The organism is Natribacillus halophilus (assembly GCF_900100185.1).
GTDB lineage: Bacteria > Bacillota > Bacilli > Bacillales > Marinococcaceae > Natribacillus > Natribacillus halophilus.
On record NZ_FNEN01000031.1, the window covers coordinates 1 to 13,888 of the forward strand.

At 40.2% G+C, this 13,888-nt stretch carries 11 protein-coding genes and 4 pseudogenes; 4 read left to right on the forward strand and 11 right to left on the reverse strand.

The annotated features are described in order from the left end of the window. Nucleotides 1-776: pseudogene (locus tag BLS58_RS18465) on the forward strand (IS4 family transposase); the annotation flags it as partial. A gap of 487 nt (nt 777-1,263) precedes the next feature. Here BLS58_RS18465 and BLS58_RS16550 read toward each other — a convergent pair. The 10 genes and pseudogenes from BLS58_RS16550 to BLS58_RS16595 form a co-directional block, all read right to left on the reverse strand. Further along, nucleotides 1,264-1,914: a class II aldolase/adducin family protein gene (locus BLS58_RS16550; protein ID WP_245723226.1), complete on the reverse strand. Its 651-nt coding sequence runs from the start codon at nt 1,912-1,914 to the stop codon at nt 1,264-1,266. Nucleotides 1,915-1,944: 30 nt separating this feature from the next. Continuing rightward, entirely contained in the window at nt 1,945-2,976 is a 1,032-nt protein-coding gene (locus tag BLS58_RS16555; RefSeq protein ID WP_090400186.1) for a zinc-dependent alcohol dehydrogenase, read from the reverse strand. A gap of 17 nt (nt 2,977-2,993) precedes the next feature. Further along, a complete protein-coding gene (locus BLS58_RS16560) occupies nt 2,994-3,638 on the reverse strand; it encodes a GntR family transcriptional regulator (protein ID WP_090400188.1) in 645 nt (214 codons plus the stop codon). A 12-nt stretch (nt 3,639-3,650) separates the two neighbouring features. Next, nucleotides 3,651-4,964, reverse strand: a complete 1,314-nt coding sequence (locus tag BLS58_RS16565; protein WP_090400190.1) for a four-carbon acid sugar kinase family protein — start codon at nt 4,962-4,964, stop codon at nt 3,651-3,653. Between the two features lie 32 nt (nt 4,965-4,996). Continuing rightward, nucleotides 4,997-6,409 carry an NAD(P)H-dependent oxidoreductase gene (locus BLS58_RS16570; protein ID WP_090400192.1) on the reverse strand — a complete coding sequence of 471 codons (1,413 nt, stop codon included), beginning with the start codon at nt 6,407-6,409 and terminating at the stop codon, nt 4,997-4,999. A gap of 14 nt (nt 6,410-6,423) precedes the next feature. Further along, nucleotides 6,424-7,947 carry a tripartite tricarboxylate transporter permease gene (locus tag BLS58_RS16575; protein ID WP_245723227.1) on the reverse strand — a complete coding sequence of 508 codons (1,524 nt, stop codon included), beginning with the start codon at nt 7,945-7,947 and terminating at the stop codon, nt 6,424-6,426. Nucleotides 7,948-7,983: 36 nt separating this feature from the next. Then, complete coding sequence (locus tag BLS58_RS16580) at nt 7,984-8,490, reverse strand: tripartite tricarboxylate transporter TctB family protein (protein ID WP_090400196.1); 507 nt, start codon at nt 8,488-8,490, stop codon at nt 7,984-7,986. Nucleotides 8,491-8,511: 21 nt separating this feature from the next. Then, nucleotides 8,512-9,468 carry a Bug family tripartite tricarboxylate transporter substrate binding protein gene (locus BLS58_RS16585; RefSeq protein ID WP_218126279.1) on the reverse strand — a complete coding sequence of 319 codons (957 nt, stop codon included), beginning with the start codon at nt 9,466-9,468 and terminating at the stop codon, nt 8,512-8,514. Nucleotides 9,469-9,812: 344 nt separating this feature from the next. Next, a pseudogene (locus BLS58_RS18100) lies at nt 9,813-10,055 on the reverse strand (IS4 family transposase); the annotation flags it as partial. Nucleotides 10,056-10,188: 133 nt separating this feature from the next. Beyond that, nucleotides 10,189-11,668, reverse strand: a pseudogene (locus tag BLS58_RS16595) (IS5 family transposase). Nucleotides 11,669-11,798: 130 nt separating this feature from the next. Here BLS58_RS16595 and BLS58_RS16600 point away from each other — a divergent pair. After that, nucleotides 11,799-12,158, forward strand: coding sequence for a helix-turn-helix domain-containing protein (locus BLS58_RS16600; protein WP_090400199.1), 360 nt, complete (start codon nt 11,799-11,801; stop codon nt 12,156-12,158). A 71-nt stretch (nt 12,159-12,229) separates the two neighbouring features. Here BLS58_RS16600 and tnpA read toward each other — a convergent pair whose 3' ends face one another. Beyond that, entirely contained in the window at nt 12,230-12,661 is a 432-nt protein-coding gene (gene tnpA / locus BLS58_RS16605; protein WP_090400202.1) for an IS200/IS605 family transposase, read from the reverse strand. A 129-nt stretch (nt 12,662-12,790) separates the two neighbouring features. Between tnpA and BLS58_RS16610 the strand changes: the two genes are divergently transcribed. After that, the gene (locus BLS58_RS16610; protein WP_245723228.1) at nt 12,791-13,036 is read left to right on the forward strand and encodes a tyrosine-type recombinase/integrase; all 246 of its coding nucleotides are present in this window, start codon (nt 12,791-12,793) and stop codon (nt 13,034-13,036) included. Nucleotides 13,037-13,699: 663 nt separating this feature from the next. Beyond that, a pseudogene (locus BLS58_RS17875) lies at nt 13,700-13,888 on the forward strand (IS4 family transposase); the annotation flags it as partial.

Genomic DNA, 13,888 nt, shown 5'->3' on the forward strand with positions numbered 1-13,888 from the left:
ACCCCTAGCTTTTTCATTGCTTAGTTCAGACAGGGGAAAACCGTTTCCAGGAGGGTTACCACCGCCGACAAGAAGCGCTGCAGAAAGGGACGGAAACGTTGTTCACCTTGCTGGATGACATCAATCCTGTGAAGCTTAGCGCTAAAACGCTCCTTTTCGATAGCTGGTTTGCATACCCTTCGATCATCAAACGCGTAGTCACCCAGTATCCCCTGGATGTCGTATGTATGATCAAGCGATCCCCCAAGATTCACTATACCTACGAAGGGGAATCCTATACGTTGAACCAGCTTTACCAAAAAGTGCGCAAGAAACGAGGTCGTGCGAAAATCCTTGCTTCGATCCTTGTTGGCCTGGGTGCGGATGAACATGGCCGAGAGATTCAAGCTCGCATCATTTTTATTCGTGATCGCAACCGTTCGAAAAAGTGGTTAGCCATCCTTACGACGAACCTGGATCATACCGAGGAAGATGCTGTCCGCATTTATGGCAAAGCCGCAGTTATGATGCGATAACTGCGCACACATCGATCGTGTTCCTCCGCTACATGATGCTCGCTGTAAGCTCGCGAGAGGAAGAAGATCCTCGCACGATTGGTCAGTTGTTTTTCATGTGTTGTGATGAGGTTGAGGATCTTCGATTGTCTGAAGCCCTCTTGATGATCCTTGATGTTTTGGCTCGATGCTGGAGGAAGAACACTTACTCACCGACGGCCGTTTTTGGATCGCTTGTTTGATAACTTGCCGTATTTTTTGCGAAAACCGTTACTTTCTTGAGGGTAAATTAGCCTTAAATCCCTTTATATCAGGTGTTTTCGTGTATTAGTCATGTCCAAAAGTTGAGTTATTAAAAAGAGCAGGACGCTCACTGGAGTCTGATGTATTAATTCACCCCTCACAGCTGAGCGTTTTAGGGGAAATTTGAGCAAGCTTTTCATTTTGTGTATAATTCATGATGAGTCCTCCTTGGTTTTTCAATTTCGAAGTGCAATGATGATTCATCGTTCACTCCGCACTATACTAGGGGACTCTTTTCTGTTCAAAGCTCAATATTTCCCCTAACAGGGATGCTCCATTTTTTATAATGCTAAGTTATTGGCTTGGCTTAAGAAGGTTAGCGGTAATCGAAGTTAAAAAGAACGTAAACGCACTTCCCAGCACTTAGCACAATTAATTCAGGCGGGGAAGGTAAGGCTCATTCTTGAAAAAAGCCCACCACAAGCACCATAACTGTTAATAATGGCCCAAGTCCTATGAATCCTTTTTATTCCCACCTTCTTCTCTCTTTGTATCCTGCATTGTTAAGAAAATCCTCCACTGTATCATCTGATAAACCTTCTATATCAATCCCTTTTTCTAAGGATGTCACTAACATTCTTGAAGTGAACTCCAGTGTTTGAAGCGACATTAACGCTTCTTTAATACTAACATCGCATACAATCACTCCATGATTTTCAAGGAAAAAAACATTTGCTTCCTTTGCTTTTTCTCTAACTGCTTCTGCCAGCTCATTGCTTCCTGGATGTTCATAACGTATTCGTGCAATTCTTTCTAAATAATACATGGCTTCAACGAAATAAGTTGAAGGAAGATTTAACGATGTACAAGCTAGTAATGTACTATAAAACGGAGCACTGTGAATGACAGCATGGATCTCTGGTCTTTCATCATATATAGCGCCGTGCATAGGAGCTTCTTTTGATGGCTTTTTGCAATCACTTGTTTTATTACCCGGAGCTAATACCAAATCTGCCTCCTGTAATTGACCCAAATATGTTCCGCTAGCTGATATATAATACTGTTCAAGGTTCGCTCTAGCACTAATATTTCCGGCAGTCCCCCATGCAAGCTTATGCTCCATTAAAAAAGAACCTGTCTTCTGCAACTCTGAAATAATATCACGATCGTCACTCAATTTTATCCCTCCGTCGGTTGACTTAATAGGTTAAAAGGAAAGAATCACTTTCAATACGTCCTCTTTACTTTGAGCCGCCATTTCGAACCCTTTTTGAGCCTCTCTATAAGGAAGGACATGAGAAATAATGTTTTCCACTGAAGCAATATTACTACTACCACTACCTAAAAATTTAACGGCCTCCTCGAAATCCTGATGATGATACGTCATACATCCGATGATCTCTTTTTCTTTACCTTGTAAATCATTGATTTTTACAGACTGTTTCTCGTTGAACATTGCTACAATCACTATTTTGCCACCTTTTGCTGTCAAATGTAGTGCTTGATTAATGATATCAGGGGCCTCAGTAGCAATGATAACTTTATCAAAGGAATCTTCTACCTTCTCCATAGCTGCTTCTATCCAATTGTCATATTTGGTAATATCTACAGTGTATTGAGCCCCAAGTTTGGCTCCCACCTCCAACGGATAATTCCGAACGTCCGTAATCAAATTTTGTTTTGCGCCTTTCGAAATAGAAGCAAGCAAGGTTACAAGCCCTATAGGTCCTGCTCCCAAAATAGCTACCTTGTCATTCTCGTTAATTTCTGCTTGATCTACTGCATGAAAACCTACAGCTAGAGGTTCTAGCATAACACCAGCTTTATGGCTAATACTTTGAGGAAGTTCTATTACGGAGGAAACAGGTGCAATAAAATACTCTGCCATAGTGCCTAACCACTCATTAACTCCAGGGGCTCTCCGAGCAACACATAAGTTTTTTTGGTCACTTTTACAATATCTACAACCCCCACACCCTAGTTGAGGAATTACACTAACCCTTGAGCCCTTGTTAATATACCTCACCCTTGAACCTATCTCAACAATTTCCCCAGATAATTCGTGGCCTATAGAAACTGGAGGAATTCTAAAGGGATGATTTCCGTTAAATGCATGAATGTCTGAACCACAAATACCAGCCATGGAAACCTTTATTAAAACTTCATCACTATTAAGCTTCGGAATTCTTTGTTTCTTTATTGATAAATGGTGAACTTGATCAACAACTACTGTCTCCATTGAATCAACTCCAAGGACTATCGAAATAGTAATTGTTTCGACTCATCTAAATGCTTTCTCATACTTTCAATACATTCCTGATCATGATTTTTGAGTTGATCATACATAACAATGTGATCTTCATAAAATTTATGCATTCTTTTAGGTTCTTTATTTAAATGTCTTAACGTAATACGATATAAATGATCATGATAGTTTAGAAGAATATGCTGTATTTCTTGGTTACCCGCAATATGACTAATAATACGATGAAACTCGTGATCTACTTGAGCAAACTGTTTAACGTTTAATTCGTTTACAGTGTCGGCCATCTTGTTTAAGTTGGTCTTTATCTCTTCTAACTCATTACTTGTTATCCTATGATAAATTTGCTTACAGTTAAATGTTTCTAGGGCTATACGTAAATTGTAAATATCGTTAATTCGATCAATGGATAGATCTTTGATAATAATTCCTCTTTTAGAGGAAACGGTGACAAAGCCTTCTGATTCTAAGCGATCAATAGCTGATTTTATTGGAGTCTTACTCATTTCTAATTCTTCAACCAGCTTTTTTTCAGATAAAAAATAACCGGGTTGGTACAGGTCTTCAATGATCCCCAGTTTAATTTTTTCGTAGGCAATATCTTTGAGCAACGTATTCGAGCCTGATTTTATTTCCATCCCATTAATCCCTCATTTACAAGTCATAACACGTTTATAAAAGTCCTTTCCACCCAGTTGACCACCCTTTAAAGCGATTTGCATCTCGTTAAATATTTCATTCTTTGAATAGGCCACACATAACGGTGCGCCTGGGGAAATGCTACTCAAAAGTTCCAAAGCGTAGATTTCCAGCTCTTTTGTCACGAAACCAGATGTGTCACCTCCGGAGATTATAACTCTATCTAAATGACAGTTTTCTATTATTTTTTTCGTCCATACGCCTAAATCATGGCCAATGGTATATCCAATATCATTTGTATCGTTTACATGTTCTTTCATTTTTTCAATAGCGGGATCATTTGGACCATCTGCAGTATAAAGAATAACCTTTTTCTTCTCTTCAATAAGTTCGGTGACTTTAATTAAAAAATCTTGTGGAAGTTCATCATAGCCAAAATAATAGTAGGGAATTTGCTCGATATGAAATCCATCAGATACAGCTTGAGCCATCTGATCACTCGTAATTTCCGATACACTTCCCGACACTACTAAAATGCGGTTATCTTCTGTTGAGTTCTGTGTAGTATCCTCAACATAACTTGGGTCTCCCCATAATTTCCCAAGCGCATATTCCACCCCGGAAGAACCGATAAGGAATTGTGATTCATTCCGATTGGTATTCGTGACTTGGTTAGCAAACTCATCTAAATGCTCTTCCTTTAAGGCATCATATATAATGATTTCTTCGTCTACTGATTCTGCCGTCTTTTCAGTTACACCCCCTTCTATCTCTAAAACATTAATGTTTCCAACTGACTGATTTGTTTGTTCCATTAAATGAACTTTCAGATCCGCTTCAATCATTGGCGTTATCGGGTGCTTGGATACTACAGGGTGACGATCTAATCTGTATATTTGTTCGTTCATCTTAGCGAAATGCTGCCCAAAAACGGTATACCTTCCTAATTGTGGAACTGCTGCGAGAACAGGGTATTGTTGATGTTTAAAATACTCCCTGGCTAGATCGGCGGCATAACCGATACTGCCAGTCTCAGGAGATGAATCAAAGGTTGAGCACGTTTTATAATGAATATATTGGGGGTTAATTTCATCTAATTTTTCATAGATTGGCAGAAGCTCCTCTCGCATTCCATAGCGAGATTTTGCTCTTGCTGTTCCAGCAATCCCTATACATTGGACATTTTCAAATTCATCTAGCAATTCTTCAGTAGGAACTTCAAGAAATAAAACCGTTCGAAGCCCGTGTATTGTCAATGCTTCCATAGCATCAGTAGAACCCGTAAAATCATCACCGTAAAATGCGAATAATAATCGCTCTGTCATTTAAACTCCTCCAATAATAAGCTGATCTTATATTACTGAGATAAAAATTGTTCATCTTGTTGTTTTCTTAGCTCCCAAAGGGTGGAGTTTTCGGGTGTTTTTACTTTCTCATAAGTAATAAGCTCCCCTGCTTTAATGTCCACTTTTGCTTTATTGCCTGTCAATAAATGGCCAGGTACCGCATTTCCTTCCTGCATTTCTCTCGTTGATGATAGTTCTGCACTCAAACTAAGATCATGGTCACCACCAAATGTATCTCCGGCTTTAATATCTCTGTTTGCGTATTTCACAAGGTCGTAGCGAGGCTTATATTCTAACGAACCGGTATCCAGATTTAACAGCCCACTGCTTGCAATGGAAGTGGAAGTCTCAACTCCACATAAATGGTATGGACGATAGATGACTGCTGTGGACCGATCATAATTAGGGATTTGGCCCTTCGTTGTCAAAATATAATTAGAATAGGTATTATCACACCGAACAACAATGTAAACGCCCCCGCCCATGCCTGCTTCATCATGTCTTCTAAAGCAGGTGATTAAATCAATGACACCTTCATCATCAAAAACACCCCCATTATCCTTATGACAATAAGCAATTGGTAACTCCGTGATCCTTAGTGAAGCTTTGTGTAAACGATCAATATCAGGATTTAAATTCGTACAATTTGCCATTATCGTTAATTCACAAAGATCAAAAGCACCTGCACCCGGAAGTTCTTGCAAAATTTCTTCTCTCTTCTCAAGATATTCTTTTGTTTGCCCCTCAGGAATCATTTTCAGGTATTGTAAATCTTGATCTGAAACTGAAATTTCATGTGATTCATGTACAGTAATGCCATCTGCTTCAATTGATACCGTTTGTTCCTCTTCATTAAAGATGAATTCGCCATCTCGAGCTTTTCCTCCCGAGATAACGGTTAATCCAATTTCTCTTGCCCATTCATACATTGACATAAGAAGGCCGTGTTGATCGCCATCGACAGGAGTATAGACAACACCTGCCTTTCTTGCCATATCTTTAAGAATTGGACCAATAGCTGAATCTGTTTCCTTGTTAACCATCGCCACATGTTTGCCGTTTTCAATCGCTTTCTTGGCATGAACAGCTCCAATTTCAGGAACGCCCGTTCCTTCACAAACGACATCAATTTCAGGAATGTCTAAGAGAACCCCTAGTTCATCAGTGTAGATATAGTTTCCATTCCCTAATAAAGATTTTGCTTCGGATATACTGCTAGTGTATGAAATACTCTTTTCGTCAATTTCAGCATCTAATAGTGCTTTTTTCGCTGCTTCTACATCTTTATCCATCACGACTCTTACATCAATAAATTGATTATATTTTTGTTGAGTTATAATGGCTTTTCCAAAGTGTCCTGTTCCGATAACAGCTGTTACAACTTCTTTTTTATCGGCATTTCTAAATAAATGATGGTAAATCATTATGTTCCCTCCGTTTAATTAGTATGGGTTTTCCGCTTTTTATCAATTATTGGTTTGATGATTGCAAGGGTAACCATAATTACAGATATGGTGAGTAATGTGGCACTAATTGGACGTGAAACAAAAATTGATAAGTCTCCTCCCGATAACTCTAACGAACGCCTGAATTCACTTTCTGCTAGAGGACCTAAAACGATTCCAAGAACTATTGTGATTAATGGAAAACGTAGCTTTTCTAGAAAAAAACCTAGCACCCCAAAGCCCATCATTAAAAATACATCAAACATTGAATTACGAAGAGCAAACGTCCCTATCATACAAAATATTACAATTAAGGGGCCAATAATGGAATAGGGTATATTTAAAAGCTTGGAAAACATTATAATAAATGGCTTTGAAAAGATTAAAACTAGTAAATTGACAATCAATAAACCGGCAAACACAGCATATACAATATCTCCGTCTGTAGTCATAAGGTTTGGTCCAGGTTGTAATCCATGCATAACAAATGCTCCCAGCATTACTGCGGTGGTAGCGCTACCAGGTATACCCAAAGCGAATAAAGGGACTAAAGCACCCATAGCACCAGCATTATTAGCGGACTCAGGAGCAGTTATCCCTTCTGGTGCACCTTTACCAAACTTTTGTGGGTTCTTCGACCACCTCACGGTCTCACTATAACTAAGAATCGCAGCAGTAGTTGGACCTACACCTGGTAGACTTCCAATCCCCACACCTATCAAAGAAGATCTTGCTAATGTACCTCTGATTTTCTTAAACACAGTAGAATCAAAAATTTTAATTTTGAACTTTTCTACATTACCTTTAAGGTTCTGTGTTTCAGTAGCTCTATTTAAAACTTCTGAGATTGCAAAAAGACCGATAATGACCGGAACATGCTCAATCCCTCCTGCTATTTCTGAACTTCCAAATGTAAACCTTTGTGTTCCAGTAATCGTATCAGTACCAATTGTCGCAAGGAATAAGCCAAACAGCACACCAATAAAACCCATAATCAGTTTACCACTACTTAATGACGCCACAACTGTTAGGCCTAATACTGCCAACGCAAAATATTCAGGAGCAGCAAACTGAAGGGCTATCGAGGCTAATGTCGGTGTAAGAGCAATAAGAAATATTGTACCTACGATTCCTCCTATTGTTGAACTCAGAATTCCAACCCCAAGTGCCTTCCCTGCTTCCCCGCGTTGCGTCATTGGGTATCCATCATAGACAGTGGTTACTGATTCAGGTGTACCTGGAGCCCGATATAAAATAGAGGTGATCATCCCTGAAAAAACAGTTGCCCCATAAATGGCTGTAAGCAACATAAACGCGCTAGTAGTTTCCATTCCGTAAGTTACTGGTAGCAAAACTACTACCAGCATAACTCCACTAAGTCCTGGTAAAGCACCACCTAAAAACCCTATTACAACAGCCAAGAGAAGTATAATGAAATGGGAAGGCTCTATTGCTGTCATTAAACCGCCGAGCAAATTATCTAACATAAAAGCACCTTCCTCTTCTAATTGTGACACAAAATATGATTTTTCCTCTTATTGAAGTTCTTACTACTACGGCAATTGTATATTAAGTAAAATCTCGAACAAGCCATATATTAAAAAAGGAGCAAAGACTGTTGATACAGCGATGGTTACTTTTCTGCGCATCCCAAGAAGAACACTACAAAATGAGAAGAAAATGATTGAACTGATCAAAAAGCCTACATATTCAAGCAATATCGCATAGATGATTAATAAAAATAGCAAATAATAGTGCCTATATTTACTAATCGCCATCGGCTCAACAGCTTTACTTGTTTCCTCTTTCTCCGCTACTCCTGATTCTTTTTCACCACTAAGCTCTTCATACTCCTGTTTTTTTAACTTATTATCATGTATAACAGTTCTAACCAGTAACATAGCATTAAGTACTATCATAGAGAAGAGTAAGAATAGCGGCCATACAGCTGGCCCAGTGATTGCGGTTACTTCATGACTACTAGGAAGGTAAAATGTTAGTACCAGGAATAATGCAGAGAAGATAAAGGTTGTAACGACAAATATGATTGTTTTTTTCACTTTATCTCCTCCTGGTTTTGTTTATTGATTTTCAAGTAACTCTTGATACATTTCATAATCTTCTTCTAACTTTTGTTCGTACTCTTCAGAACTCATCCACCCATCTCTGTAATGCAAACTATTCTGTTCTTCATACTCTTTGTATTCATCTGATTCAAATATTTCGTTTAAAACATTTTCTAGTTCATCCAAGATCTCTGGAGGGGTATCTGCATGTACTAAGACTCCACGCTCATTCCCATTGGTGATATCCCATCCATAATCCTCTACTGTAGCAGGGATATCAGACATTTCGTCCAACCGTTCTTCAGAAAAAACCAACACTGGTTCAAGATCTCCGCTTTCCATATATTCCTCAACTGCGCTTATTACACCAACATAAGCATCTAAATTACCTCCCATAACGGCTGCCTGAACTTCGCCTGTATCATCATAAGGGACATAATTCATATTATCTATATCTGATTCATTTTGTAATTCTAAAAAGCCCATTTCATCGGGGCTTACTGCATGCGTACCTCCAACATTCACCTCATTTGCTTCTGCATATTCTCTAAATTCCTCAAAATTATCGAATTCATCCGGATTGACAACAAGTGATAAAATATCCGATTGCATTCTGGCTACGGGGGTAAGTTCATCTAACCCAGTATCGTTTTGACCTGCAGCATTACTCACAATAAAAGTTGAAGAAACGTAATTAATTGTATGGCCATCAGGTGCACTATTTGCGGTTTCTTCATTGGCTACAGCACCCGATGCTTGCTCCAGATTTTCAATAACGATATTAGTTTCTAATTTATCAGACAATTGATCTTCTGTAGCACGTGCGAAATTATCTGTCCCTCCGCCTGGGCCTGCTCCTACTAATAAATCAATATTTTCAGTTGGGTATTCTTCAGCAGAATCTGTTGTTTCATCTCCACACCCTGCAAGCACAATAAGACCGGATACAAGAGATATCAAACTCTTCTTCAATTTCATCATCCTTCCAATAAATTTAAATCAATATTTTGGGATTATCATTTCATAATTTCTTTATATAGATCACCCCATTCGAATTATAATAGCTCAAACTTAGATCTATGTAAGATCTAAGTTTATGTTATTATAAGCGGTTTCATTTGTCAATTTTATTACAAAATATTTTTTGTAATAAATATCAAACATCACTAGCGTTGCATAAATGTAGGTAGAAATTTCAGTAATATTGTATGCAGTCATGGAGTAAAAAAAAAGATAACCCTGAACAAAGGGTCACTCTGTCCATTTGGAAAAATTATTCATTTAAGACCTTTAGTGCCGACAACAAGTGATGTTTTTTATGGAACGGAACGGTTGTCAAACTTGCGTATCCACACCCTTGATGATTTCCACAGGGCAGCTTTGAGCCACCGGGAGATCTGTAAAATTCTCTTTTCGCTGTTTGTCTCCAGCTGTATAAGTACATGAAGACAATACACAATAAGCGCAAGAAAGATTTGATTGTGGACAGCGGTTTCGTCGAATCCATAAAACGACTTGATCTTTACATGCTGTTTCAGCCACTTGAAAAATAACTCAATCGCCCTTATCCAAACCTTTCATGAAACCTACTGATTTTAATAGGATTTTAATGAAAAAGGTTTGGATTGGTTATCGCCCAAAAAGGTCCATATTTTCCACCAATTAGGTGTTTCTGAATGACCTACCGATCATTCACGCAACCTTGGGGTAACCTTCTGAACATCGAACGTCCTGAACCAAATACATGAAAAAAATAAAAAAAGAATGCTCCCGAAGGGCTTTCGAGAGATTCATGACGAGCACTTGAAGGGAAATCACCGTTTCACTGGTGTTTCGAAGGCATGCTCGAATAAGACCGAGGCCATAGGTGCGCTTGCCTGCACCGAATTTTCCTTCGATGGCATTTCGTTCTGCGGCATCCTGCTTCTCGATCTGCTTTTGCTCTTTGGATTCTTGTTTGGAAGGGCGCCCCAGCTTCGGACCCGTAAGGCGTATCCCGCGTTCCTTGCAATAGTTTCGGTTTTTGGTTGCGCGCGATATAAATCTTGTCCGCCAAAACAGCTTCGGGGTAGACGCCCGTGCGTTGCACATAGGCTTCCACTGAAGCTGGGAGATCAGCGGCTTCGTGATACGCATCCCATTGCAAGTTGTCAAGAAACGTCCATCCGTCTATGAGGCTCATGGACAACTTAGCGCCGAATTCAACGTTCGTATGGGCTTTTCCACGAACCATCGGCCGAACATGGGGTTGATGAATGCTGACGATCCGGTCGTCAATGCGGTTGGCCTTCGTTTCAAACATCTGCCTTTGCTGACGGTACAGTTCCTGAATGAAAGGAGTTCCCCGTACTGTTTGCTGCTTAGGCGCTCGAGCCCGGATTGACGAGACAGTTCTTCCAGATGGTTGAGATCTCTCTCAACGTAGCCCAGCTGCTTTCGAATCACTTTTCGTACCTTTTTGCGTTTCGGGCTTTTCTGTTTGGCAATGGACAGGTATGATTGTCGGGCTTGGTTTCGGTAAGTTCGAGGTTTCTTCTGGTTTCCACGGAATGGTTCGTGCAACACGTCAATCATCGCTTCCAGCTTTTCACGAGCTTCATTCAAAAGTTTTAGATCCGTCGGGTAGGCGATATCTGCAGGTGCACACGTGGCATCGATTAAGAGCACTCCTTGATGTGTCTCCGGGGCGTCTGTCTCCTTCTCTTTTTCTTCAGAGGGCGCAGAAGATGAAGGCGTTCCGCGATGATCATCATCGGCATCACCATCGCCACTATCTTGAGATTGTTGGTCTTCCACGATCCACGCATTGATTTGATCAATCATCTCACGGGATATACGTTTGCGAAAGTGAGTCATGGTCGAAGCATCGAAAGGCGCTGCTTCCGAAAATTCAGGCAGGCCATGGAAGTATTGAAGATACGGATTTTCGGTGATCTGTTCGACGGTTTCACGGTCACTCGTGCCCAGTTTCTCTTTGATAATCAATGCACCCAGAGCCATTCGGACCGAATACGCTTGGTTCCCCTGGGTCAGGTCTTTCAGGGTTTCTTTAGGCTTCTTCGACTTACCACCATGGGATCAAGCTTGCCAGCACGACCCAACGGTTATTTGGGTTCAGTCGGCCACCGAATGGTAGAAAAAAGTCATCGGGTGAATAAAGACATGAGATTATACCACGCTTGCCATGTTTTTGAGCCACCTATGACACAATTTTGAGCCACGTCTGACATAAACTGAGCCATCTCCTATATAATAGATTTGCACAATATTGTGTAAATCTATTATATAGGAGGTTTTTTTGTGTGATTAATTATCGCGAAATCCTTAGGCTTCACGCCCAAGGCCTGAGTCAAAGGGAGATTGGATCGAGCTGTTCCCATTCGAGGAACACGATAAGTGATGTTCTAAAACGAGCACAAGCTCATAGCATCACTTGGTCCTTTGAGGTAGACATGTCGGATGCAGAGCTTCAAGAACTATTATATCCAGAAAGGACTGAAGGCTCTAACTTTAGGCGAAAACCAGACAGTGCCTATATTCACAAAGAGTTGGCAAAGAGTGGCGTAACCCTGTCACTGTTATGGGAGGAGTATTGTTTGAGCTGTAGGGCGAATCAAGAGATTCCCTATAGTTACAGACCACCCGTTCAACGGGTGGCTTGAATTCGCCCTATAAGGGCATGATACTTGCTGCGCCTAAAGGCGCGGTTTCACCAGCTTTATTTTCGGATTTTCTATTTTTTATCCCTATCTATTCTGTCTTCGATCATATCCGCCTCTTCTTGCTGCTGAATATATTCTCGAATGACATCTTTATTGAGACCGACAGTACTCACGTAATAGCCTTTCGCCCATAAATGTCTGCCATTTCCATATCTCCTTAATTCAGGAAACCGATCAAATACCATGAGGGCACTTTTCCCTTTTAAGTATCCCATAAACTGAGATACACTAATTTTAGGCGGAATCTTCACGTACATATGCACATGATCCGCACTTATACTCTCTTTGACCAGCTCCACATTTTTGTACTCACATAAACTTCTCAACACTTCCCCTACGTCTTTCCGTATCTTCTTGAAAAAGATTTTTCGGCGATACTTGGGGATAAATATGATATGATAACTACAGTCCCATCGGGTATGGGATAAACTTTTTGCACCCACGGGATACCGTCCTCCTTTGCTTTTGAATTTGGCTGGTGAAACCAATTCTATTATAGCAAAGGAGGACTTTATTTCATCACGCCTCACGGCACTTCCTATTCAATTCTCCCACGCATAGCGTGGGGCTTAGTGTCTGAGTCAAATAACAAGCCTATACGATTCCACGATCTAAGACACACGCACGCGACACAACTATTAAAATTAAATTTTCACCCAAAAGTCGTGCAGGAGAGATTAGGCCATTCATCCATTCAAGTAACCATAGACACTTATTCTCACCTTCTCCCCGGATTACAAGAATCGGCGGCCAAAGAAATCGGGTCTGAATTATTTGATCATGATAACACACAATCGGTTACTGGATTGGTGACATAATCGGTAATATCACAAAATAAAGATATGAGACATTATTATATTCGTAAAATCGGAACATTGAGCTTATTTTATTAATGAGCGACGGTCCTACTTGAAAATTTGCAGCAGCCTAAGGTTTCATGGTATGATCTAATTAAGAAGTTGTTGATGAAGTGAACACGAGTGTTTTGTTTCCTTTTGTAAAGGTATAAAGATCATTGAAAGCACATATCATAAAAAGACCGAAGGTGATATGAACACCGACGGTCTTCCAATAGAACTTGTCCTTAAAGGGCGATGTTCACTCACGAAGAGTAACCACCCGTTGATTTGGAACCTTAGGGGTGGTTACTACTTTTTTGTGTCGTCGTTTGCATCTTTCGTTAGCAGATACACTAGCGTAGCAACGCCTATACAAAGCATCGCTGCTTCATATACTGAAATCATGGAGGCCGTTCACCTCCTCTCCACCGTTAGAGACGGTAAGCCGTGACTAAACGATCGGAGAATTGGTGAACATCCCCCCCCTTGAGAACAATGTTCTACTCGAGTTTCGCACCTTGATAAACCAAGAAAAAATGGCCTTTGAATCCGCATAAAATCCATAAAAAACCCGCATGAACACAGGGCTTTTGGTATAATTAAGGTACCAATCCAAATCATGCCAAAAGGACGTGTTATCACATGCGGGGAAAAACCAAAGAGATTGAAAAAGTAATTCAAACTCATGGATTTTCAATTGATTCTATTGTAAGGGATGTTATGAAATCGTTCAACTTCCGCTCCCTTTGTCATAAGGTTGGATTCAAGAAACAGCAAGGATATCCCGTCACCGACATCATCACGTTAATGTTGGTGTTTCCGCTAATGCTT

Bases quoted from the DNA above. Each gene is read 5' to 3' on its own strand.
- BLS58_RS16555 (WP_090400186.1), bottom strand. From the start codon at position 2,976: ATGGAGACAGTAGTTGTTGATCAAGTTCACCATTTATCAATAAAGAAA.
- BLS58_RS16560 (WP_090400188.1), bottom strand. From the start codon at position 3,638: ATGGAAATAAAATCAGGCTCGAATACGTTGCTCAAAGATATTGCCTAC.
- BLS58_RS16565 (WP_090400190.1), bottom strand. From the start codon at position 4,964: ATGACAGAGCGATTATTATTCGCATTTTACGGTGATGATTTTACGGGT.
- BLS58_RS16570 (WP_090400192.1), bottom strand. From the start codon at position 6,409: ATGATTTACCATCATTTATTTAGAAATGCCGATAAAAAAGAAGTTGTA.